This window comes from Kribbella sp. NPDC043289, assembly GCF_056436705.1.
This window is the reverse complement of record NZ_JBWKCB010000001.1, coordinates 789,833-811,808: the sequence shown is the minus strand read 5'-3', so window position 1 is coordinate 811,808 and position 21,976 is coordinate 789,833. Positions and strand designations below refer to the sequence as shown.

The following is a 21,976-nucleotide window of genomic DNA, read 5'->3' as shown; positions in this document are numbered from 1 at the left end:
GAGGTGTGCTGTCTTTCTTGTGGAGACAACGCTGAGGAGGACTGGGATGAGTACGCATCCGGCGGCGCGCGACCACTGTTTGAGCTTGGTGCGGAGCGTGGACCGACCGACAGGTGGGGCGCGGTACGGGCGGATGTTCGGGGGCCTCGAGCCGCTCGGGACGGATCCGCACGTGTTGATGCGGGCCGGTGCGGACGGCGGGGTCTGCGACGCCGCGGCCGCGCTGGATCTCGGGAGCGGTGGTGATGACGCAGAGCAGGCGGCCGGATGGCCGTTCTTCGGGCAGTTGGTGGCGCACGACACGACCGCGGACCGCTCACCGATCGCCGGGGTTCCCGCGGACACAGACGGTTTGCGGAACGCCCGCTCGCCTCGGCTCAACCTCGAGATGCTGTACGCCGACGGTCCGATCGGCACGCCGTACCTGTTCGACGTGGACGACCCGGCCAAGTTCCTGCTCGACCCCGACGGGTACGACGTACCGCGGAATCCCCAGGGTGTGGCGCTGATCGGCGACCCGCGGAACGACGTACACCTGTTCTCGTTGAGTCTGCACGTGGCGTTCCTGCACGCGCACAACCGGATCGTGGACCGGCTCAGGGCGAGCGGCGTGGCCGAGGAGGACGTGTTCGAGAAGGCCCGGGTGACGCTGACGTGGCATTACCAGTGGATCGTCGTCCACGACTTTCTGCCGCGGCTGGTCGGCCGCGAACTGGTCGACGAGGTGCTCGACAAGGGCGGCAGTTGGTTCGCGCCCGAACCGTCGCGGGGGTTCATCCCGCTGGAGTTCGCGGATGCGGCGTACCGGTACGGGCACGGGCAGATCCGGCACAAGTACCGGCTGGTCGAGGGCGGCTCGGAGTACCCGCTGTTCCCCGACCTGGTGGGTTTCGGACCGCTGGCGGCCGAGCGGCGGCTCGATCTCGCGCAGGTCTTCGACGTCCCCGGACGTCCGCGGGCGCAGCGGTCGAAGCGGCTCGACGGGCGGCTGGCCGCGAGCCTGATCGGGCTGCCCGAGCGAGTGACGGGTGCGGTGGACGAAACGGCGTACCGGTCGTTGGCGGTGCGGGATCTGTTGCGCGGTGACACCACCGGCCTGCCGAGTGGCGAGGCGGTGGCCAAGCTTCTCGGCGTACCGGCGCTCACCGAGGAGACCTGGCCGGGCGGTACGCCGTTGTGGTTCTACATCCTGAAGGAGTCGGAGTACTTCGCTCACGGCGATCGGCTCGGGCCGGTCGGCGGGCGGATCGTGACCGAGGTACTGATCGGGCTGCTGCGCGCGGACCCGGCCAGCTACCTCAGCCTCGAACCGGACTGGCAGCCGACACTGCCGGCCGCCGGCGCCACGTTCGGCCTGCCCGATCTGCTCATCCCGGGCGGGACGCGCTGAGCTTCGGTGCCTTGGCCTCGGTCGTGAACGCCTCCCGTGGGCTCTGGACCGAGGCCAGCGACACGATGTCGCGGCCGTAGACGAACGACACCAGCCAGATCGCCAGCACCCGCACCTTGCGGTCCCACGTCGGCACCGCGAGCACGTGGTACCCGCGGTGCATCAGCCAGGCCGGCAGACCCTTGATGACGAGCCGCCGGTACTGGAAGATCCCGGTGCCCAGGCCGAGCGTCGCGATCGCACCGAGGCTGTGGTGCACGTAGTTCTTCGGCGCCCGTCCGCGCAGCGATCGCAGCAGGTTCTTCGCCAGCAACTTCCCCTGCCGTACGGCGTTCTGCGCGTTCGGCACCGTGTACGCGCCCTCGCTCGACGCGGCGAGATCGGGCACCGCCGCGTCGTCACCGGCCGCCCACGCGTCCGGGACCACCTCGTTCGCGGTCCCGATCCGCAGGTCGGCCCGCACCTGGACCAGACCGCGTTCGTTGTGCGGCAGGTCGGTGTGGTTGCGCAGCAGCCGGGTCGCGGCGTTGCCGGCCGTCCAGACGATCAGCTCCGAGTCGAACTCCGACCCGTCGGACAGCACCACGTGCCCGTCCGCGGCCGACGTCATCGTGGTCTTCAGGTGCACCACCGCGCCGCGCTTCTCGAGCATCTTCACCACCCACTCGCCGGGCCGGTCGCTGACCTCGGGCAGGATCCGGCCGGTCGCCTCGACCATGTGGAAGGCGAGGTCGTCGGCCGACAGCTCGGGGAACTTCTTCAGCGACGCCCGGGCCAGCGACTGCAGCTCCGCGAACCCCTCGACGCCGGAGAACCCGCCACCGACGAAGGTGATCGTCAGCAGCTTGCGCCGCAGCGGCCCCGGCTCCAGACCGGCCGCCTGGTCGAAGGCGGTGAACAGCCGGTCCCGGATCGCGACCGCCTCCTCGACGTGCTTCATGCCGATCGCCCGCTCCGCGACGCCGGGGACGTCGAACGTGCGGGTGACCGCGCCGGCGGTCACCGCGATCACGTCGTACGACAGCTCGTAGTCCGGTCCGAGCGCGGGGCGGATGGTGACCGTCCGGTCGGCGTGCGCGATGTGGGTCACCATGCCGTCGACAATCCGCGTCCGGCGCAGGTTCCGGCGCAGCGAGACGGCCGCGTGCCGGGCCTCGACCGAGCCGGCCACCACCTCGGGCAGGAACGGCTGGTAGGTCATGTAGGGCCGCGGATCCACCACGATCACCTCGGCCTCGCCGCGCCGGAGCTTCTTCTCCAGCCGCCACGCCGTGTAGAACCCGGCGTACCCTCCGCCCACCACCAGGATCCTGCGCATCCGTCTTCTCCGTCCGATCGTCAACTCCCCATCGCGTCCAGGATCGTAGTCGCGACGGCCTCCGGCTGCGAGACGCTGACCGCATGCGAAGCACCGGCGATCTCGCGAGTGACCTTCGCGCCGGCACGCTCGGCGAGGAAGCGGTGCAGAGCGACCGGGATGTTCAGGTCCTGATCGCTGAACACGAACCAGGACGGGATCGTCCGCCACGCCGGCGTGGACGTCGGCAGCGGGTCCGTCAGCGCCGCCTCGGTGGCCGGACGCTGGGTGGCCGCCATCAACGCGGCCTGCTCGGCGGGTACGTCGGCGCAGAACTGGGTCCGGAACACGTCGGCCCGGATCGCCAGCTCGTTGCCACCGCTGCTGACCGGATAGGCGTTCAGCGCGTCACCGAGCGTGCTGCCCGGGAACTGCAGCGACAACTGGAACGCGGTCTCACCGTGGTCCGGCGCGAACGCGCAGACGTAGACCAGCGATCGCACCGCGTCGTTGTCCGCCGCGGCCTGCGTGATCACCATGCCGCCGTACGAGTGCCCGACCAGGACGACCGGTTTGCCGATGCCCGCGATCACGTCCCGGACGTACTGCGCGTCGCCCTCGAGACTGCGCAGCGGGTTTGCGACGGCGACCGTCTCGATCGACCGGGCTTGCAACCTCTCGACGACACCGTTCCAGCTGGCCGACTCGGCGAACGCACCGTGCACCAGGACGACGACCGGACTTTCACTCATGGGTCTTCCCTTTCCTCGATCTTGTTCCCCGAGCTATTGAGAAAGACCGGGCAGCCGGGCGGTTTGTGACCGGGGTCAGTGCAGGTGGCTCAGAACCAGTGACAGTGGCGGCCAACCGGTGCGTCCGGCGCGGGTCAGGGCGTACGCGCGGATGCGTGGCTCGGGGTCGCGGAGGCGGCGGAGCGAGACGCCGGTGGTTTTCGGGTAGGCGGCCGGGAGGAGGGCGACGCCGAGGCCGGCGACGATCATCTCCTGCACCAGTTGCAGGCTGTCCGCACGTTGCGTGACCCGCGGCTCGAAGCCGGCGAGCGCAGCGATGGTGCGAATGACCTGTTCGTCGGCGACGTGACGGGAGTTCACGATCCAGTCACTGTCGGCGAACGCGCCGAGCACGTCGGCCGCCGTACCGGAGGTGCGGCGGGAACGCGACGGTACGGCGAGACTCCACGCGGTGTCCCAGAGCGGGGTGGCGTGCAGCGCCGGGTCGATCGCCGCGGGCGCGAGGTTGTAGTCGTAGGTCAGGGCGAGGTCCACCTGATCGCGCTCGAGCATCGCCAGCGCGTCGGGTGGCTCCTGCTCCTGGATCTCCAACCGCACCGCCGGCGGCAACTGCGGTACGACGGGCAGCAGGCTGTCCCGGATCGCGGTGTGGAACGCGGCGACCCGGACCGTTCCGGCAGGTTCCGCGGACGGATCGAGATCGGCCCGGGCCGCCTCGTGCGCGGCGAGGATGTGGACGGCGTGCGTGGCGAGCCGGCGACCGGCCGGGGTGAGCCGGACGCGACGGCCGTCGGGTTCGACGAGCGGCAGGCCGACCTCTTTGGCGAGTGCGGCGATCTGTTGCGAGACCGTCGACGTCGCGACACCGAGCGTCTCCGACACCGCATGCATCGAGCCGAGCCGGGACAGCGCGAGCAGGAGTTCGAGACGGCGTACGTCCATCTCGTCATTGTTCAGCGATCCCGAACGATCTGTCCATGATTCTCACGTGGACGCGAACGGAATCGCGGGCTTCACTGGACAGCATGCGCACACGTGACACCGGTATCGCCTTCGCGGTGCTGTCGATGACGATGGTCCAGCTGGGACTGGCCGCGTCGGTCGGGCTGTTCGACCGCGTCGGGCCGGAGGGTGCGGCTTGGTTGCGGCTGGTGTGCGCGGGGCTGATCGTGCTGGTGCTGTTCCGGCCGCGGCCAAGCTCGTTCGACCGCAAGTCGTTCCTGGCCGCGGTCGGGCTCGGTGTCGCGACCGCGGGCGTCACGTTGCTGTTCATGGCCGCGGTGGCGCGACTGCCGCTCGGGACGGCGAGCGCGCTGGAGTTCCTCGGTCCGCTGTCGGTCGCCGTACTGCGGAGTCGCGGGCGACTGGTGTGGCCGGGGCTGGCGTTCGCCGGTGTGCTGTTGCTGACGCAGCCGTGGCGTGGAGCGGTCGACCTCGTCGGCGTGCTGTTCGCGCTGGGTGCGGCGGCGTGCTGGGCGGCGTACATCGTGCTCACCCAGCGCGTCGGGAGCAGCGTGACCGGACTTCAGGGCATGGGCGTCTCGCTGCCCGTCGCCGCCGTCGTCGCCACCGCGGTGGCCGGGCCGAGCACGATCCCGGTCATGACCTGGCAGCTCGTGATCATCGGCTTCGGGCTGGCGCTTCTGCTTCCGGTCATCCCGTTCAGCCTCGAGTACCTCGCTCTGCGCCGCCTCGACGCCGGAGTCTTCGGGACCTTGATGAGCCTCGAGCCCGCCTTGGCGCTGCTGGTCGGCTGGGTCTTCCTCAGCCAGTCCCCCACGCTGCTGCAGGCGATCGGCATCGCCTGCGTCATCGCCGCCGGCATCGGCGCAGAACGAGCCGTCCGCCCGAAGCAGCAACAGCAGGTCCTCGCAGCCTGACCCACTGGCGCGTTGTTTCACCGCTGACGCGGTACAACACGCCAGCGGTCGCACAAGCCGCCAGTCAGCCGGCCCGGACTTGCGCTACCTCCTGGCCCTGCACTGTCGACGGGTAGCGGGCCAGCATCTCGCGGAGTTCGTCCGCGTCCACGTTGGCGCCGAACGCCTCGGTTCCGGGCTCCAGGCGTTTGCCGTGGGACAACGGCCCGGACGGAACGGGCTCGAAACCCAAGGCGTCGACAACGGCCGCAACTTCCGCGACGTCGTCCGGCTCGCCGGCGATCGCGATCGCCTTGCGGTCCGGGGCGCCGGCGGGGCGGGCGCCCTCGTCCAGGTCGTGGTACCCCATGTGGTTGAACGCCTTCACCACCCGGGCCCCGGCCAGGAACTCCTGGACGATCTCCGACGACGACGTCCGCTTGTCGGTGAGATCGTCGCGGATCCCGTCGACCTCCCACCAGTAGTTCATCGCGTCGATAACGAGCTTCCCGCCCAACGCCGCAGCCGGGATCGTCTGGAACTTGCCGAGCGGCAGCGCGAGGATCACGACGTCCGCCTCAGCGACCGCCTCGGCCGCTGTCGTCGCGACGGCGCCCGGGGTGACGACCTCGACGATCAGGGCGATCTTCGAGACGTCACCCGAGCCGGCGATCAGGACGCGGTAGCCCGCCGCGACGGCGAGCCGCGCCAGCACGGTGCCGACCTTGCCGGCCCCGAGAATCCCGATCGTCGTCACTCCGACTCCTCCGCGAGCAGCTCCCGCACCATCGGGACGACCTTGGTCCCGTAGAGCTCGACGGCCTTCGTCCGCGCGCTGACCGGCAGCGGTCCACCTGAGTAGATCAGGTCGAACCGTCCGACATCGAGCGTCTTCACCGCGGCAGCGATCCGCCGCGCGACGGTCTCGGGCGAGCCGACGTACATCGACCCGTGCAGCACCTCGGACTCGAACTCCTCACGCTTCAGCGGCGGCCAGCCGCGCAGCGCGCCGATCCGGTCCCGCATCACCTTGTACGGCGCGTAGTAGATCTCCTTCGCCTGCTCGTCGGTCTCGGCGACGAACCCCGGCGAGTGCATTCCGATCGGATGCGCGACGCTCCCGAACTGCTCCGCGGCCCGCTTGTACAGGTCGACATACGGCCCGAAGCGCTCCGGCGATCCGCCGATGATCGCGAGCATCAACGGCAGTCCGTAGTACGCCGTCCGGACGACGGACTGTGGCGATCCACCGACACCGACCCAGGTGGTCAGCCGGCCGGACTCGGTCTTCGGGTACACCTCGATGTTGTCGAGCGACGGCCGCACCGTGCCTTCCCAGCTGACCGGCTTCTCGTCGAGCAACCGTACGAAGAGCTGCAGCTTCTCCTCGAAGAGCTTGTCGTAATCGGCCAGGTCGTACCCGAACAGCGGGAAGGACTCGGTGAACGAGCCGCGCCCGAGGATCACCTCGGCCCGCCCGTTCGACAGCGCGTCGACGGTCGAGAACCGCTGGAAGACCCGCACCGGGTCGTCCGAGCTCAGCACCGTCACGCCGGAGCCGAGCTTGATGTTCGAGGTCTGGGTCGCGATCCCGGCCAGTACCGTCTCCGGTGTCGAGATCGAGAACTCCGGCCGGTGGTGCTCACCGAGGGCGATCGCGTCCACGCCGATCTGGTCGGCCAGCACCGCCTCGTCGACCACCTGCCGGATCGCGGCCGCCGCCGTCACCGGCGCGCCGCTGTCGTCCACCGGGATGTCCCCGAAGGTGTCGAGGCCGAACTTCACCTCAGTCATGTCCGCACGCTCCTTGTCCACTCACACCAAGTCTAGGTTGACACGTCAACACCAGAGTGAGTGGGGTTCATTCCCGGGAGCGGCATCAGCCCCAGCCGCGCAGTTTGTCCGGGTTCAGCACGATCCACACCGCCGCCACTTTCGCCCCGGTGAGCTTCAGGCTGACCACCGCGACCACGCCCGCGGTCCCCCGCAGTACGACGCCAGGCTCCCCGTTCACCGCCTCGACGGTCAGCGCGATGTCCGGACCGAGCAACTCGGTCACGCACCGGGCCACCTGCTCCGGTCCGTGGACCGGACCGAGCGCCGCGGGCACCCGTCCGCCGCTGTCGCTGACCGCGACGACCTCGGGCGCGAGCAGGCTGCGGATCGCGCCCGGACTGCCCGCCCGCCACGCGGTCGCGAACCGGTGTACGACGGCATGATCGCCCCGCTTCGACACAGCTCCTCCAGCTCAGGCGATCGCGGTCAGCTTCGCCGGGTTCATCATCCACAGCACCTCGTCGATGCCGTCCTCGGATGCGGTCACGGTGCACACCGCGAACGTCGTACCGTCGCGCCGGAGCAGCGACACCGCGCGGCCGTTCGCCATCCCGAACTCGACGTCGACACCAACCCAGAACCGGGTGTGGAACGCCCTGTGGTACTTCGCCACGCGCAGCCGCCCGACGACCGGGAACTTCGACGCCCGCGCCGCGCCGCCGCCGTCGGAATAGCTGATCGCATCTTTCGCGAGCAGAGTCTCCAGCGCGCTCAGATCACCCGACCGCGCGGCCACGATGAACGCCGACAGCAGCGTCTGCTGCTCGCTCCCACTGACCTCGGTACGCCGTTCCGCGCGGATCCGTTTACGAGCCCGGCTGACCAGTTGCCGTACGGCCGGTTCGGTCGACTGCAGCATGGTCGCGAGCTCGCCGTACGAGTAGTCGAACGCCTCCCGCAGCACGTACGCCGCCCGCTCGGTCGGCGACAGCCGCTCGAGCACGAGGAGCACCGCGAAACTCAGCGCCTCCCCGCGCTCGGCTCCCAGGTACGGGTCGGCGCTGGTGTCGACGGGCTCGGGCAGCCACGGGCCGATGTAGGTCTCCCGGCGGGCGCGGGCGGACTGGCTCGCGTTGATCGCGAGCCGGGTGACCGCGGTCGACAGGTACGCCACCGGGCTCTGCACCGCGGCCCGATCGGCGGCCTGCCAGCGCAGCCACACCTCCTGGACCAGGTCCTCGGCCTCGGAGTGACTGCCGAGCATCCGGTACGCGATCCCCATCAGCCGCGGCCGCACCTCGTTGAACACGGCGACCGCGTCGTCCAGGTCACCCACGTCGTCCACGTCGTCCACCATCGGACAACCCCCTCGGATCTCAGCTGGAGGATACGTTCGGATCCACCCCCGAATCACCCTCCAGGGCCTCGATCGCGCCGTGCAGGCTGTTCAGGTCCGCGGCCTCCGCCTCCACCTCGAAGGGATCGGCCAGCCACTCACTCGGCGGCTCGTCGTCAGGTGCGGTACCGGCCGCGTTCAGCGCGATGTCGGCCTCGACCTCCACGTCGAGCGCACGCAGGAACGGATCGTCGCCGGCCATCGTCACTGACCGTCCTGTGCGGCGTACCACTTGTCGTAGTGCCATTCCCCCAGCGTCGCCTCGCCGACCGGCACCAGGCTGCGCTCGGTGAGCTCGGAGCCGAAGTACCGCGCGTGCTCGTCGGCGACCACCTCGCGGGTGTCCCCACGCTGCGCGAGGGCGGTGCGGAAGAACTCCTCCATCCGGTACTCGTCCGGGCCCGCGATGTCGATCCGGGTGTTCAGCGGCGCACCGGTGGCGGTCCGGCCGAGGATCGCCGCGACGTCCTCACCCGCGATCGGCGCCCAGGCGACCGGCGCGATGTGCACCTTGCCGTCGTTCCAGGTGCCCTCGTCGGCGATCGCCGCGACGAACTCGAAGAACTGGGTCGCGTGGATCAGCGAGTACGGGATCCCCGAGCCCTTGATCAGCTCTTCCTGGGCGATCTTGGCAGCGAAGTAGTGGTTGTCCGGCATCCGCTCGGTGCCGACGATCGAGATCCCGACGTGGTGCCGGACGCCCGCCGCGGCCTCGGCCTGCAGCACGTTCCCGGTCGAGGTCCGGAAGAACTCCATCACCGGCCCGGCCTCGAACGACGGCGAGTTGGCCACGTCGATCACCACGTCGGTGTCCTTCAGGACATCCGCCAGGCCTTCGCCGGTGATGGTGTTCACTCCGGTGCTCGGCGCGGCCGGCACCGCCTCGTGGCCGTGCTCGGTGAGCTTCGCCACCAGCTTCGTACCGATCAGGCCGGTCCCGCCGATCACGACGATCTTCATCGCTTGAACCCTTTCGTTGACGTTTCGTTGACGTGGGCGGTGGATTCCGCCCTTGTCATGAGGTGAGACAGGGCAGTACGCCGTCTTGTGACAGCTCCCGTCCGGTCACAGCCGAGGTTTGTGCGCTGTCTCACTGGATGAGGACGTCCGACGAAGGGAGCCCGCAGGTGTCAAGCCCAGGAATCCGCATCCGGGTGCGGATGACGGCGCGGCCGATCGACGAGCCGCACCGGGTGTCCAGTCAGCTCGAGCTGCTGTTCGACCTGACGTTCGTGGTCGCGGTCGCCGCGGTCACCGAGCAGTTCGCGCACACCATCGCCGACGGTCACGCGAGCGACGGCGTACTGCCGTTCCTGCAGGTGTTCTTCGCGATCTGGTGGGCGTGGATGAACTTCACCTGGTTCGCCTCGTCGTACGACACCGACGACGTCACGTACCGGATCCTCACGATGGTGCAGATGGCCGGCGTACTGCTGCTCGGCGCCGGCGTCCCGGCCGCAGCGGACCACGGTGACTACCTGATGATCACGTTGGGCTACTTGATCATGCGGCTCGGGTTGATCTCGCTGTGGTTGCGCGCCGGCATCGAGGACCCGGCCTCCCGGCGTACGGCGTTCCGCTATGCGTTCGGGATCGGGATCCTGCAGGTCGGCTGGTTCGGCCGGCTGTATCTCGCGACCACGGGCGCTTCGGATCGCGTCCTGCTCGTCACGTTCGTCGTCCTGGCCGCCCTCGAGTTGTGCGTGCCGCTGTGGGCCGAGCGTCCACACTCCACGAACTGGCATCCGCATCACATCGCCGAGCGGTACGGCCTGTTCACGATCATCCTGCTCGGCGAGGCGGTCCTGGCCTCGTCCAACGCCGTACGGCGAGCTGTCGTGGCGACCGCGGTGAGCGCGGAACTGATCGCCGTCGCGGCGTGTGGACTGGTGATCCTGTTCGCCCTGTGGTGGCTGTACTTCCTGCGCCCGGCCGGTCCGCGGCTCGAGGACCGGCGGGACCGCTCGTACCGCTGGGGCTACGGTCACTACGGCATCTTCGCCTCGCTCGCCGCGCTCGGCGCCGGCCTCGAGGTCGCGGTCGAACAGACCAGTCACGAGCTCCATCTGTCCCCGACCGGCGCGAGCTACGCGGTCGCCGTACCGGCCGCCTGCTTCGTCCTCCTACTCTGGGCCGTGCACCGCTGCGTCGGCGAGCCGTCCCGCGCCCACCTCGGTACGGCGGCCGGTGGCGCCGCGGTACTGCTCGCACTGCCGCTCGCGACACCGCAGATCGGATCGGTCGCCGACCTCGCCCTACTTGCGGCGACCTGCGTTGCCCTGGTCGCAGTCGCCTCGTGGACCGAGACCGTCAGGCAGTGAGCTCGGACAGCGTCTTCAGCGTCGACCGGATCACCTCAGTGATCGGTACGTCGTCGGACGCCGCGATCCACCGCTCGAACGACACCCGGAACACGGCGACACCGGTCTCGGCCGCCAGCGCTGCGACGTCCCGATCGACGCCCCGGTCGAGCAGCGCGTTGGTGATCCCCGCCGTCAGCGACGCCATCTTGATCAGCTCGCGCTCTCGCAGCTCCGGCGTCGAGGCGATCACCGTCGCCCGGCGGCGCGAGTACTCCCGGCGGATGTCGTCGAAGAACTCCGCCGACGCCAGCACCCCGGCCACGACCGCCTCCATCGGCGTCGCGGTGGGTGGCGCCTCCCGGAGTGCCTTCACCATCTGGTGCTCGAGCATCTCGGACCCGGCGAACAGCACCTCGCGCTTGTCCGCGAAGTGCCGGAAGAACGTGCGGGCGGTGACGCCGGCCCGGTCGGCGATCTCGGCGACGGTCGTGCCGTCGTACCCGCGCTCGGTGTAGAGCGCCATCGCCGCCTCGCGCAGCCGCCCGGCCGCGCCCGGTTCCCACCGTCCCATGGCTCGATCCTAGCCGATGTCATTCAATGACATCAGGGTGTACGGTCGTGATGTCACACACTGACATCACGAAAGGAAGCAGCATGCGCGTCTTCATCACCGGAGCGTCCGGGCACGTCGGGTCCGCCCTCGTCCCCGAGCTCCTGCACAACGGCCACCAGGTTCTCGGCCTGGCCCGCTCCGACGATTCCGCCAAGCGGTTGACCGACTGGGGCGCCGAGGCGATCCGCGGCGACCTCCACGATCTCGACCGGCTGCACGCCGCGGCCACGGCCGCCGACGGCGTCGTCCACCTCGCGTTCCGCCACGATGCGATGGCGGCGGGCGACCTGGCCGGTGCCGCGGAGTCGGATCTCGCCGCCCTGCGGACGATCGGCGACGCTCTCGCCGGCACCGACAAACCACTCGTGAGTACGTCGGGCACCGGCATGCTCGCCCAGATCGTGCGCGACCGGACCGCCACCGAGGAGGACTACGACCCGAACGGCGGCTACCGCATCGACGCCGAGAACTTCGTCGTCGACCTGGCTGCCAAGGGAGTCCGCTCGTCGATCATCCGGCTGCCGCAGATCACCCACAGCCGCCTCGATCTGCACGGTTTCGCGCCGACGCTGATCGCCTTCGCCCGCACCAACGGCTTCGCGGCGTACGTCGGTGACGGGACGAACCGCTGGCCGTCGGTCCACACGCTCGACGCCGCCCGGCTCTACCGGCTGGCGCTGGAGTCCGCCCCCGCGGGCAGCCGGCTGCACGCGGTCCAGGACGAGGGCATCGAGTTCCGCACGATCGCCGAGGCCATCGGTCGCGGCCTCGACCTTCCGGCGCGCTCGGTCGCCGCTGAGGACGCAGCGCAGTACCTCGGGTTCCTCGGTCGGTTCGCGAGTATGAACAGCCCGACGTCGGCGGCCCGGACAAGTGAGCTGCTCAACTGGCAGCCCACCCATCCGGACCTGCTCGCCGACCTGGCGGCCGGGTTCTACTTCGGTTAGACCTTGAGGACCGGGGCGATGACCTTCGTCCGCGAGCCCTCGTACGCCGCGAGCAGGATCCCCAGGACGGCGATCCCTTCCTCCTCGGTGTGCAGCGGACGCGTCTCGTCGGCCAGCGAGTCGGCGAAGTGGCCGATCTCGGCGACGAAGGTGTCGACCGGTTCGAACGAGAAGGTCTCGGTCTCGCCGGAGCGGAGCCGGTACGACAGCGTCGTACCGTCGCTGGTCAGGGAGCCGAGCTCGCCGACCACGGAGAAACGCTCAGTGCCCTCGGCCGGCTGGTAGGCCCAGCTGGTCACCATCTGGCCGACGACCCCGTTGTCGAACCGGATCAGGACCTGCGCGGAGTCCTCGCCCTCCATGAACTTCAACCGGTGCGTGGAGAGCAGTGCGGTGGCCTCGACCGGCAGCCCGCCGGCCAGGTGCAGCATCAGGTAAGTGGGGTGGTACCCGGTGTCGATGAGCTCGCCACCACCACTGGTCTTGCTGCTCGCCCGCCAGCCCATCGAGCTCGGGTCGAAGTCGTTGTAGAAGCTGTCGGTCGTCCGTACTTCGTAGACGGTGCCGATCGTCCCGGCCGCGAGCAGTTCCTTGGCCTTCGCCACCGCCGGCATGAACAGCTGGTTGTGCGCGCACATCAGCGTCACGCCGGCCTTGGTGACCGCTGCCCGGACGTCGGCGGCCTCCTCCGCGCTGAGGCACAACGGCTTCTCGCAGAGCACGTGCTTGCCCGCCTCGGCCGCCGCGACGATCGCGTCCCGGTGCAGATGGTGCGGCAGGCAGATGTCGACCGCGTCCAGCTCCTCGTTGGCGAGCATCTCCCGATAGTCCGTGTACGACGTGGCGCCGAGCTCCTCGCCACGCTTCTTCGCGGTCTCCGCGACCGCGTCCGCGACCGCGGTGATGCCGATCTTGTCCGCGTGCTCGGCGTACCCGCGGATGTGCGCCGAGGCGATTCCACCGGCGCCAATGAGCCCAACCTTGATCATCGGAACGCTCCTCAGCTGTAGGAAATGACGCGGTTCGACTCGGCGGCCGCGTTCGCCGCGACCACCAGGCGGGTCAGCTCGATCGCGCGCGCGATGTTGTCGTCGGCGCGGGTGTCGTTGGCGATGTGATCGACCCACTGCGCGAACGCGTCGGTCGAGTGCTCGGGCACCGGGACCTGTTCGCCGTTCACCGTGAGCACGTTGCCCGCGTCGGTGTACGTGAGCGTGCCCTCGGTCCCGAACAGGTCGATCGTGAACGGGTTGCCGCTCGCGAATCCGGCCTCGATCACACCGATCTTCTGGTCGCCGTACCCGGCCACCACGACAGCGTTGTCTTCCAGACCACGACCGGCCACCGAGCGGTACGTCGCACTCACCGTCTCGGGCGTCGCGCCGAGGAAGAGCTGTGTCAGGTAGACCGGGTGACACCCCAGGTCGGTGAGCGCGCCGCCGATCGCGGACTTCGGGTCGAAGAACCGCTGCGGCAGCCAGCCCTCGTTGCCGTCCCGCCCGATCGCGCCGTCGTGCGACAGCCGGACCCGGCCGTACGTCAGCTGACCGAGGGTTCCCTTGTCGAGTACTTCGCGGATCGCCGTCGTGTACCCGTGATACAGCCGCGGCAGCGAGACGATCAGCTTCACGCCGGCCGCGTCCGTCGCCGCGACGATCTCCTCGGCCTCCGCGACCGTCGGCGCCAGCACCTTCTCGGTGAAGATGTGCTTACCGGCCTGCGCGGCCTTCACCATGATGTCGCGGTGCACGTCGGTCGGGGTGGTGATCACCACGCCGTCCAGGTCGTCCCGGGCGAGCAGCGCGTCGAGGTCGTCGGTGTACTCCACGCCGAACTTCTCGGCGCCGGCCTTGCCGCGCTCGGCGTCGTCGTCCCAGACGGCCACCAGGTCCGTCCCCGGGTGCGCCTGAGCCTGCCTCGAGTAGTCGCCGGCGTGCACGTGCCAGAAGCTGAGCGTGGCGATCTTCAGTGGATTGGACACGCAGGTCCTCCTCATTTCGGATGCGTTCGGAAACGTTTCGGATCGACCGTCGGCTGATCACGGTACAACGTTGTCAGGAGGTCTGGACAGGGGTCTGGCGCGCCCTTTCACACGCTGAGACCGGTGCGCAGACGCGGTGCTTATAGTTATCCAGGAGTCCTGGATTAGGTGAGGAGCCGCGGATGACTGAGGAGCCGGCCGGCGGGGACCTCTCGCGGTTGCGCCAGCTCAACGCGGTCGCCGTACTGCGGGAGTTGCGCGGGGACCAGCCGCTGACGCTCACCGAGTTGTCCAAACGCACAGGACTGTCGCGCGCATCGACCGAGGACGTCGCCCGGGACCTGCTCGGACGCGGCTGGCTGGCCGAGGTGGCGCCGGCCGTGGGGTCGGTCGGGCGGCCGGCGCGGCGGTACCGGTTCAACGCTGGGGCCGGGCGGTTGCTCGGGGTGGACATCGGTGGGCACAAGGCGCTGGCGGTCGTCACGGATCTGGACGGCGAGGTGCTGCATCAGACCCGGGTCGAGATCCGCGCCGAAGCCGGCCGCCGGGAACGCCTCGCCGCCCTCGACCGCTGCGTCACCAAAGCCCTCGCCGGCGCGCGCGTCGACGCCGGGTCCGGCGAGATCTGGGCGACCGGCGTGGCAACCACCGGCCTGGTCGACGGCGCCGGCAAGGTGATGCTGTCCGACTCCCTCCCCGAGTGGACCGGAGTGGATCTCGCCGCGCACGTACGCCGCCTGGTCCCCGGCCCCGTCCGCGTAGAAAACGACTGCAAACTAGCCGCACTCGCCGAGACTTGGCGAGGCGTAGCCCGCTACGCCAAAGACGTCGTCTTCCTCCTAGCCGGCCTCCGCACCGGCGCCGGCCTAATCATCGACGGCAAACTCCACCGAGGCTTCGCCAACTGGTCCGGCGAAATAGGAGCGCTCCCAGCCGCAGGCTGGCAGGAAGCCCCCAAACACCTCCAAGCCTGGCTAGCGAAAACCGCGCCGCCTACAAATGGTTCGGGTGAGTTTGAGCGGGTGTTTGTGGCGGCTCGGGAGGGTGATGCGGGTGCTCTGGAAGCGGTGCGGGGGTATGTGAAGGATCTGGCGGTGGGGGCCTCGGCGCTCGTGCTCACACTCGACCCCCAACTGGTGGTGATCGGGGGTGGGTTCTCGCGGTCGGCGGATGTGATGGTGGAGCCGTTGCGGCGGGAAGTGGATCGATGGTGTCTGCGAACGCCGGAGATCCGGGTGTCCGCGTTCGCCGACGAGGGGGTCGCGCTCGGCGCGGTCCGGCTGGCGCTCGAGGAGGTCGAGTCGACGATCACCTCCGGCCTGAGACCTTGACATAATTTCCCTGGACTCCATGATTATCCCCATCGCCACGCCCAGCGAAAGGGACGCTCGCTCCTGCACACCGCCAGCATCAGCTAGGAGACGACCATGAGAAAGCTCGCTGCAGCCGTCGCCGCGATCGGCCTGCTGCTCCCCGCCCAGCAGGCAATCGCCACACCGAACACAACACGCACCTACACCACGTTCGACGACGTGATCGCCAACCAGGAGCGTGGTTTCTACCACCACACCGAGACGCATTACCGGGCCGACAACACCGGGTACGTCCCGCTCGACGTCACCACCCTGCGCGGCTTCCGCACGCAGGAAAACATCACCCAGATACTCCGCGTCTTCTACCTCGAGAAGTTCGCGACCCAGGACACGCTCGACAAGCAATACCTCGACCTGGTCCGCGCCGACTTCCGCACCGCCCGTGCAGCCGGCGTGAAGGTGATCGTCCGGTTCGCGTACGCCCTGCCCGGTGACGGCTGGCCACCACCGACGCCGTACGGCGATGCTCCGGTCGCGCGCGTCCTGAAGCACATCCAGCAACTCACCCCGGTGCTGCGCGAGAACTCGGATGTCATCGAGCTTGTCCAGTCCGGTTTCGTCGGGCTCTGGGGCGAGGGCTACTACACCGACCACTTCTCGAACCCGCAGGACCCGAGCCAGGTCTCGGACCAGAACTGGCTCGACCGCCGGGCCGTCATCGACGCACTCCTGAAGGCCTTGCCGAAAGACAAGATGATCCAGGTCCGTACGCCGTACATGAAGCAACGCATGTACGGCGTACCCACCGGCACCGCTGGCGCGTTGACCGCGCAGCAGGCGTACGACGGTTCGGCGCTGGCGCGGATCGGGCACCACAACGACTGCTTCCTCGCCAGCCCGGACGACTTCGGCACCTACCTGAGCGACCCGATCCAGCTCGACAAGGACTTCGTTGCCCAGGACACCAATTACGTGCCCGAAGGTGGTGAGACCTGCGCAGTGAACTCACCACGATCCGACTGGCCGTCGGCGTCGGCCGAAATGGCCCAGCTGCACGTGTCGTTCCTGAACACCGATTACAACAAGGACGTCCTGAACACCTGGGGCGACAACATCACGACCGCGAAGCAGAAGCTCGGCTACCGCTTCGCACTGACGCAGAGCACGGTCACGAGCCGCCGCGGGAAGGTCCAGGTCGACCTGCAGATCCGCAACGACGGCTGGGCAGCGCCGTTCAACCCGCGACAGGTCCAGCTGGTGTTCCAGAACGACAAGCACACGTTCAAGGTCGACGTACCCGCCGATCCCCGCCGCTGGGGAGCCGGCGGCTCAACCGACCTCACCTGGACCGTGCCCGCTCCGCCGGTGCCCGGGAAGTACAAGGTGTTGCTGAACATCGCCGACCCGAAGCTGCAGTCCCAGGCCCGCCTGCCAGGTTCCAGCGAGACCTACAACGCTGTCTACGCGCTGCGTCTCGCCAACAACGGAACCTGGCAGCCGAGCACCGGGTACAACGACCTCGGCCAGACAGTGACTACCGGATAGGCGTCCAGGGCCCGTACGGATCGCCCGGAGCCTGGTTCCGGGTCCACCACTTGGCCTGGTACCGCTTGTCCTTGAACAACACCACGTCACCCTTCTCGAAGATCCGGGACGCGGTCCACAACGTCGTACCGTCCTCGGTCATCGCGAGCTCCTGCCAGGCGCCGTACGGGTCCCCCGGCGTCTGGCGGATGCTCGCCCAGGCGGCCAGATACGGCTTACCCTGGTACGAGACCGTGGCGTCACCCTTGTACAGGGTCTTCGCGTTCCACACCGGTGGCAGGGCGACAGTGACATTCACCGCGCCCTGCGCCGGCTCGAAGGTGTCGCTACCCGAGTACGCCGCGGTCAGTGCGTGCGCACCGGCACTCAGCCCGACCGGCAGGGTGAACGTCGCCTTGCCACCCGAGACCGGAGCCGCACCCCGGACCTTGGTGCCTTCTCGAAGCTCGACCGTGCCGTCGACCGGCAGGTTGCCTGCGGCAACGGTGACAGTCACCTTCGCCGCCCTACCCCACGGTGTGGTCACCGCCGGAGCCGTGACGACCGGCTGACCCTTGCGAGTCCGGAACACCGACGGCTGCGCAACCGCCGTACCATCGTCCGCGCTCCGAGCCGTGACGATCCAGCCGTACGACGTAGCGGGGGTCAACCCGTTCCACGTCGTGGTCGCCGTACCGTTGGCGGTCACGGTGTCGGTGCCGATCACACCGTTCGGCACGTACGCCGCCAGCGAGTCGGTGCTGAACGACGTCTTACGCGTGCTCAGGTCGACCGGCAGCGTGAGGTTGTCCTCGGCACCGTTGTACCGCGGCTTCGTCTGGCTGCCGTCCTGGCGCAGGTCGTACTCGGTCGCCCCGAAGTTGTTCAGGAACGGCGAGTACGTGTCGATGTGCATCTCGGCCCGCTTGACGTCGAACTGCAGCAGCCGCAGGAAGCTCGCGCCGAACTGCAGCCGGTCGGTCGCCTTGTGGTCCGGCGTACCGTCACCGTTGACGTCGATGTTGCCCGAAGCATCGACCAACGACGGCCACAGCTCACCGGCCGGCACCGTGTAGAACTGGTAGTCCGCGAGCAGCTCCACGACATCGTGCGCGACCGTCACGCCGACCTTCGTCTTCAGGTTGGTGCCGACGCCGTGCTCGTGACCGGCGAGCACCAGGAAGACGTTCGGGTTACTCTCGACGACCTGCTTGTACAGCGGCGAGCCGTCCGGTGCCGAGAAGCCGGCGTCGCGACCGTCCGGGTTGGTGGACGGGCGCAGGTAGTCGTGCGACAACAGGATCCCGTTGCGGTCCTTGTACCGCTTGAAGATCGAGTCCGCCCAGTTCGCTTCCTGCGGAGTCACGCCGTACGACAGACCGACCGCGACGAAGTCCAGACCGCCGGCCGAGAACAGCACGTAGTTGTTCTGGTTGTCCTTGCCCGGGGTGATCGACCCGTCGGCGTTCACCTTCTCGTCCCAGGCGTGGTACTCCGCGCCGGCCGGCCAGCCCTTCGCGACCTCCTGGTACCGCTCGGCGCTGAACGTCTTGCTGAACCGCGACGCCGGGCCGGTCTCCGCACCCAACTGGTTGTCGTGGTTACCGGCGATGACCTGGTTGACGACGCCCTTCTTGTCGAGGATCGCCTGGTAGCTCGACGCCAGCGCGAGCTCCTTCTCCACCTCTTCGTTCAGGCCGGGTCGTTGCAGCGAGCCGTCCGGCTTGGTCGCCAGCGGGTCGTAGTAGTCGTTCTCGATGATGTCGCCGGTGTGCGCGGCGTACTGAATCTTGCGGCCGGCGCTGTTGTCGGCGATCCACTGCACCTCGTTGCGGTACGCCGCCGCCCAGATCGCCTGCTCCTCGGCGGTCATCACGTCGCTGGGCTCCTTCACGCCGTCCCAGTCGTCGTAGGTGCCACCGGCCGCGCCCTCGGTGAGGTACTGCGTGTCGGTGAAGTGGGCGATCGCGAAGTCGTACGACGCCGGGTCCTCGAAGTGGTCCTTGTCGTTCTGGGCCGACGAGTCCCGCGGCGACAGATCGTCGGCGAACGGGTCCTCACCGGTCACGAGCACGTGAACGACGCTGCCGTCCCGGTACTGGTTCTCGACCTGCGTAGTGAGGACAGTGGTCCGGCCGGTCTGACCCCGGCCGCTCGTCAGCGCGACCCACTTCTGCGCCTTCGGATCCCACGCGCGCAGTGCGACAACGCGCTTCGGGTCGATCGTCCCCTCCCACCGCAGCGTCGGCGGCGAGGGCGTGGCGCCCAAGTTCAGGTCGTATCGCTGGAACACCACGGCCCGGCTGGACACCGTGTCGACGGTCTTCCCGTCGAGCGGCCGGAGCGACTTCACGTCGACAGTCTTGTCGTGCGCGACGTCCAACGTGGTCGGTACGTCGGCCGCCTCGCCCTGGTACCCGGTCGACGGGACAAACTCGTCCGCCTTCGTGAACGTCGCCGTCAGCGGTACGCCGTCCTCACCCGGAATCTTCGCGGACAGCGTCGCTGCCTGCTCGTTCACCCCGCTGACCGTCGTACCGAGATCGGTCGGCACATCCGGGATGCTCGCGCTGGTGAACTTGATCTCGCGGGTGGCCGTGTTGCCGAGCGTGTCGGCCGCGGTCACCGCAAGAGTGTGCGCGCCGGCCGGCAGGCCGTGACCGATCTGGTCGCCCTGCTTCACCGGCTTGCCGTCGAGCGTGATCAGCGGCGTACCGGACAGACCGGTGGCGTCCTTGACGTTCACCATCAGCGCGACGGTCGAGGTCAGTCGTTGGCCCGCGGCCGGGACGCTGTTCTCGACGGTCGGTGCAGAGTTGTCGACGGTGAAGTGCCGCGTCGCGGTCTTGTCACCGACGACCGCCTCGATCGTGTGCGCGCCGTCCGCGATCCCGGTGGTGTCGACATCGGCCCGGCGGCCGCGCGCCGCCAGCGGCGACCCGTCCGTCGCGGTCACGTCGAACAGGATCGTCTTGCGTACTTCGGCATTGAAGCTGCTGCCACAGCTGCCGTCCCCGATGTACACGGTCACCGGCGAACCGGCCGGGTACGTCGCGCCGCCGATCGTCACGTTGCTCTCGGCAACCGACTTGGTGAGCTGAGTGGCCTTGCCCGCGGCCGGGGTGAGCTCGAAGTCCCGCAGCGTGTAGTCGTCGTAGTTGTCGCACCCGCCGGGCTTGGCGCTGCCGTGGTCGGTACCGGCCACGAACTCGATCACGTTGACGCCCGGGACCAGCCACTCGTTCGGGAAGGTGAGGTCCGCGGTCTCCTTCTCCCAGATCCCCAGGTCCAGCGGGATCCCGTTCACGAGCACCTTGTTGTCGTACCCGTTGTCGGCGCCGTTGCCACCGACGTACACCTTCAGGTGCGCGTCGCCCGCACTCCCGAGCGTCTCGACCGTCCTCGTGGTCGGAGCATCCGCGATCGTGAAGTGGAACTCGGCCTCCTTGTTCGGCCCACACGTGCCGTCGCCCAGCGCGAGGATCGCGTCGCTCGTCGCGGCCTTCGTGGTGGTCGAGCCCGTCGTCGTCAGCAGGTACGTCGTACCGCGCGTGACCGTGCCCGCGGCGCTGAGGACCGGAGCGCTGATCTTGAAGTCGTCGTGGTTCGCGCAGGTCGCGCCGTTCAGCGTGCCGTTGTAGTCGCCGGTCTTCAGCTGAACGGTGTTGTCACCGAGCTTCAGGAAGCGCTGCGGGAGCTTGATCGAGACCGGCTCCGCGCCGCTCACGCCGTAGTCACCACCGAGGTCGACGCGCTTGCCGTTGACCAGCAGGTAGTTGTGGTAACGGGCCTCGACGGAGTTCCCTGCTTCGACCGTGAGGCCGAAGGTCGCCGTACCCGCGGCCAGGGTCTCGTCGTTCTGCGCGGGCGCACCGTCGATCGCCAGCGAGTCCACCTGGGCGTCACCCGGGACGGCGGCGATCACAGGCTGCTCGCCCTTCACGACCGTGCCGTCGGCCGGGGTGATCTTCGGGGCGCCGGCGGGGGCGTTGTTGACCTGCACGGTGGCAGTCGCGGTCGCGCCGGAGGCGGTCGTTGCCGCGATCGTGTGCTCGCCGTTGGTCAGCTGCGTGGTGTCGAGATCCTTGCGGAGTCCCGCCGTACTGCCGGGCTCGCCGGAGACCACGAAGGTCAGGTCCTGGGTCAGTAGGTGCTTCGAGCTGCCGCAGGTGCCGTCGCCGAAGCTGTAGCTGAAGTCGTTCTGCTCGCCGTCGATCGCGGTCCCGAGCAGGCTCAGGCCGATGCTGCTCAGCGGGAAGTCGTCGTAGTTCGGGCAGCGGCCGCCCTCGCCGTACGGGAGCACCTCGTAGCCGACCGCGGCGGTGTTGGTGGTGTCCACCCAGGCGGCGCCGGCGTGCACGGTGACCGTGTTGACGCCGGTGTGCAGCCACTCGCCGGGGATGTCGAGGCGCCCGCTCTGGCCGCCCGCGATGTCCGGGAAGAACACCTTCTCGGTGCGGCCGTTCACGGTGAGGTAGTTGTGGTACCGCGCCTCGGTGCCGTTGCCGCCCATGTCGAACGCGAAGTGCGCCGTACCAGCGGTCTTCGCGGCGTCGACCTGTGCACCGTCGACCTTGAGCGCGACCACCGAGTCGTTCTCGGCGGACGGCTCGGCGGTGACGGCCGCCGTACCCTCGAGGGTCTGGCCGTCGCGGACGTTCAGGCTCGGCGCGCCGGTGGACTCGGCCGCGGCGGCGGCCTCGGCTCCTGACGTGGTGGAGACGATCGCGGCGCCGGAGCCGGCGACCAGCGCGGCCGCGAGCATCGCCGAGACGGCGCGCGCCCGTCTGAATCGGTGTCTCAGGGCAGGTGTCATGGCAGGGAA

General features: G+C 68.9%; 19 protein-coding genes. 6 read left to right on the top strand and 13 right to left on the bottom strand.

Annotated elements, in window-relative coordinates; genetic code table 11:
* The first annotated feature begins 46 nt into the window (after positions 1–46).
* On the top strand, positions 47–1,390 hold the full coding sequence (locus tag AC0662_RS03790) for a peroxidase family protein (RefSeq protein WP_478298302.1): 1,344 nt from the start codon (positions 47–49) through the stop codon (positions 1,388–1,390).
* Here AC0662_RS03790 and AC0662_RS03785 read toward each other — a convergent pair.
* From AC0662_RS03785 to AC0662_RS03775, 3 genes are all read right to left on the bottom strand, one after another.
* Positions 1,368–2,708 carry an NAD(P)/FAD-dependent oxidoreductase gene (locus AC0662_RS03785; protein WP_478298300.1) on the bottom strand — a complete coding sequence of 447 codons (1,341 nt, stop codon included), beginning with the start codon at positions 2,706–2,708 and terminating at the stop codon, positions 1,368–1,370. The genes AC0662_RS03790 and AC0662_RS03785 overlap by 23 nt on opposite strands.
* Positions 2,709–2,728: 20 nt before the next feature.
* Positions 2,729–3,439, bottom strand: a complete 711-nt coding sequence (locus tag AC0662_RS03780; protein ID WP_478298298.1) for an alpha/beta fold hydrolase — start codon at positions 3,437–3,439, stop codon at positions 2,729–2,731.
* A gap of 75 nt (positions 3,440–3,514) precedes the next feature.
* The gene (locus tag AC0662_RS03775) at positions 3,515–4,381 is read right to left on the bottom strand and encodes a LysR family transcriptional regulator (RefSeq protein ID WP_478298296.1); all 867 of its coding nucleotides are present in this window, start codon (positions 4,379–4,381) and stop codon (positions 3,515–3,517) included.
* An 83-nt stretch (positions 4,382–4,464) separates the two neighbouring features.
* Between AC0662_RS03775 and AC0662_RS03770 the strand changes: the two genes are divergently transcribed.
* A complete protein-coding gene (locus AC0662_RS03770) occupies positions 4,465–5,319 on the top strand; it encodes an EamA family transporter (protein ID WP_452198861.1) in 855 nt (284 codons plus the stop codon).
* 64 nt (positions 5,320–5,383) lie between these two features.
* On the opposite strand, the gene AC0662_RS03765 is transcribed toward AC0662_RS03770, so the two are convergent.
* From AC0662_RS03765 to AC0662_RS03740, 6 genes are all read right to left on the bottom strand, one after another.
* Positions 5,384–6,055: an NADPH-dependent F420 reductase gene (locus AC0662_RS03765; RefSeq protein WP_452198859.1), complete on the bottom strand. Its 672-nt coding sequence runs from the start codon at positions 6,053–6,055 to the stop codon at positions 5,384–5,386.
* Positions 6,052–7,092, bottom strand: a complete 1,041-nt coding sequence (locus AC0662_RS03760; protein WP_452198857.1) for an LLM class flavin-dependent oxidoreductase — start codon at positions 7,090–7,092, stop codon at positions 6,052–6,054. Before AC0662_RS03760 ends, AC0662_RS03765 begins: the two co-directional genes overlap by 4 nt.
* An 85-nt stretch (positions 7,093–7,177) precedes the next feature.
* Positions 7,178–7,534, bottom strand: coding sequence for a nuclear transport factor 2 family protein (locus AC0662_RS03755; RefSeq protein ID WP_452198855.1), 357 nt, complete (start codon positions 7,532–7,534; stop codon positions 7,178–7,180).
* A 12-nt stretch (positions 7,535–7,546) separates the two neighbouring features.
* Positions 7,547–8,431 carry an RNA polymerase sigma-70 factor gene (locus AC0662_RS03750; RefSeq protein WP_452198854.1) on the bottom strand — a complete coding sequence of 295 codons (885 nt, stop codon included), beginning with the start codon at positions 8,429–8,431 and terminating at the stop codon, positions 7,547–7,549.
* Positions 8,432–8,450: 19 nt separating this feature from the next.
* Positions 8,451–8,672 carry a hypothetical protein gene (locus AC0662_RS03745; protein WP_452198852.1) on the bottom strand — a complete coding sequence of 74 codons (222 nt, stop codon included), beginning with the start codon at positions 8,670–8,672 and terminating at the stop codon, positions 8,451–8,453.
* A gap of 2 nt (positions 8,673–8,674) precedes the next feature.
* Entirely contained in the window at positions 8,675–9,430 is a 756-nt protein-coding gene (locus AC0662_RS03740) for an SDR family oxidoreductase (protein WP_478298292.1), read from the bottom strand.
* A 167-nt stretch (positions 9,431–9,597) separates the two neighbouring features.
* On the opposite strand from AC0662_RS03740, the gene AC0662_RS03735 reads away from it, so the two are divergent.
* Positions 9,598–10,791: a low temperature requirement protein A gene (locus tag AC0662_RS03735; protein ID WP_452198849.1), complete on the top strand. Its 1,194-nt coding sequence runs from the start codon at positions 9,598–9,600 to the stop codon at positions 10,789–10,791.
* Here the strand turns inward: AC0662_RS03735 and AC0662_RS03730 are convergent.
* Positions 10,781–11,344, bottom strand: coding sequence for a TetR/AcrR family transcriptional regulator (locus tag AC0662_RS03730; RefSeq protein WP_478298290.1), 564 nt, complete (start codon positions 11,342–11,344; stop codon positions 10,781–10,783). The genes AC0662_RS03735 and AC0662_RS03730 overlap by 11 nt on opposite strands.
* 83 nt (positions 11,345–11,427) lie before the next feature.
* Between AC0662_RS03730 and AC0662_RS03725 the strand changes: the two genes are divergently transcribed.
* Positions 11,428–12,333 carry an SDR family oxidoreductase gene (locus AC0662_RS03725; RefSeq protein ID WP_478298288.1) on the top strand — a complete coding sequence of 302 codons (906 nt, stop codon included), beginning with the start codon at positions 11,428–11,430 and terminating at the stop codon, positions 12,331–12,333.
* Here AC0662_RS03725 and AC0662_RS03720 read toward each other — a convergent pair.
* Positions 12,330–13,322 (bottom strand): Gfo/Idh/MocA family protein, encoded by a 993-nt coding sequence (locus tag AC0662_RS03720; protein ID WP_452198844.1) that lies wholly within the window; start codon positions 13,320–13,322, stop codon positions 12,330–12,332. The two genes, AC0662_RS03725 and AC0662_RS03720, sit on opposite strands and share 4 nt — an antisense overlap.
* Positions 13,323–13,333: 11 nt before the next feature.
* The gene (locus AC0662_RS03715) at positions 13,334–14,314 is read right to left on the bottom strand and encodes a Gfo/Idh/MocA family protein (RefSeq protein WP_452198842.1); all 981 of its coding nucleotides are present in this window, start codon (positions 14,312–14,314) and stop codon (positions 13,334–13,336) included.
* Between the two features lie 182 nt (positions 14,315–14,496).
* Here AC0662_RS03715 and AC0662_RS03710 point away from each other — a divergent pair, with 182 nt between their 5' ends.
* Positions 14,497–15,645: an ROK family protein gene (locus AC0662_RS03710; RefSeq protein WP_478298285.1), complete on the top strand. Its 1,149-nt coding sequence runs from the start codon at positions 14,497–14,499 to the stop codon at positions 15,643–15,645.
* A 96-nt stretch (positions 15,646–15,741) separates the two neighbouring features.
* Positions 15,742–17,172 (top strand): DUF4832 domain-containing protein, encoded by a 1,431-nt coding sequence (locus AC0662_RS03705; RefSeq protein WP_478298283.1) that lies wholly within the window; start codon positions 15,742–15,744, stop codon positions 17,170–17,172.
* Here the strand turns inward: AC0662_RS03705 and AC0662_RS03700 are convergent.
* Entirely contained in the window at positions 17,162–21,967 is a 4,806-nt protein-coding gene (locus AC0662_RS03700; RefSeq protein WP_478298281.1) for an Ig-like domain repeat protein, read from the bottom strand. The two genes, AC0662_RS03705 and AC0662_RS03700, sit on opposite strands and share 11 nt — an antisense overlap.
* Positions 21,968–21,976: the final 9 nt, after the last annotated feature.

Excerpts from the sequence above, each read along its gene's own strand:
- AC0662_RS03705 (WP_478298283.1), top strand. The coding sequence starts at position 15,742 with ATGAGAAAGCTCGCTGCAGCCGTCGCCGCGATCGGCCTGCTGCTCCCC.
- AC0662_RS03750 (WP_452198854.1), bottom strand. The coding sequence starts at position 8,431 with ATGGTGGACGACGTGGACGACGTGGGTGACCTGGACGACGCGGTCGCC.
- AC0662_RS03790 (WP_478298302.1), top strand. The coding sequence starts at position 47 with ATGAGTACGCATCCGGCGGCGCGCGACCACTGTTTGAGCTTGGTGCGG.
- AC0662_RS03730 (WP_478298290.1), bottom strand. The coding sequence starts at position 11,344 with ATGGGACGGTGGGAACCGGGCGCGGCCGGGCGGCTGCGCGAGGCGGCG.
- AC0662_RS03725 (WP_478298288.1), top strand. The coding sequence starts at position 11,428 with ATGCGCGTCTTCATCACCGGAGCGTCCGGGCACGTCGGGTCCGCCCTC.
- AC0662_RS03770 (WP_452198861.1), top strand. The coding sequence starts at position 4,465 with ATGCGCACACGTGACACCGGTATCGCCTTCGCGGTGCTGTCGATGACG.
- AC0662_RS03700 (WP_478298281.1), bottom strand. The coding sequence starts at position 21,967 with ATGACACCTGCCCTGAGACACCGATTCAGACGGGCGCGCGCCGTCTCG.
- AC0662_RS03710 (WP_478298285.1), top strand. The coding sequence starts at position 14,497 with ATGACTGAGGAGCCGGCCGGCGGGGACCTCTCGCGGTTGCGCCAGCTC.
- AC0662_RS03780 (WP_478298298.1), bottom strand. The coding sequence starts at position 3,439 with ATGAGTGAAAGTCCGGTCGTCGTCCTGGTGCACGGTGCGTTCGCCGAG.
- AC0662_RS03775 (WP_478298296.1), bottom strand. The coding sequence starts at position 4,381 with ATGGACGTACGCCGTCTCGAACTCCTGCTCGCGCTGTCCCGGCTCGGC.
- AC0662_RS03720 (WP_452198844.1), bottom strand. The coding sequence starts at position 13,322 with ATGATCAAGGTTGGGCTCATTGGCGCCGGTGGAATCGCCTCGGCGCAC.
- AC0662_RS03785 (WP_478298300.1), bottom strand. The coding sequence starts at position 2,708 with ATGCGCAGGATCCTGGTGGTGGGCGGAGGGTACGCCGGGTTCTACACG.
- AC0662_RS03740 (WP_478298292.1), bottom strand. The coding sequence starts at position 9,430 with ATGAAGATCGTCGTGATCGGCGGGACCGGCCTGATCGGTACGAAGCTG.
- AC0662_RS03760 (WP_452198857.1), bottom strand. The coding sequence starts at position 7,092 with ATGACTGAGGTGAAGTTCGGCCTCGACACCTTCGGGGACATCCCGGTG.
- AC0662_RS03745 (WP_452198852.1), bottom strand. The coding sequence starts at position 8,672 with ATGGCCGGCGACGATCCGTTCCTGCGTGCGCTCGACGTGGAGGTCGAG.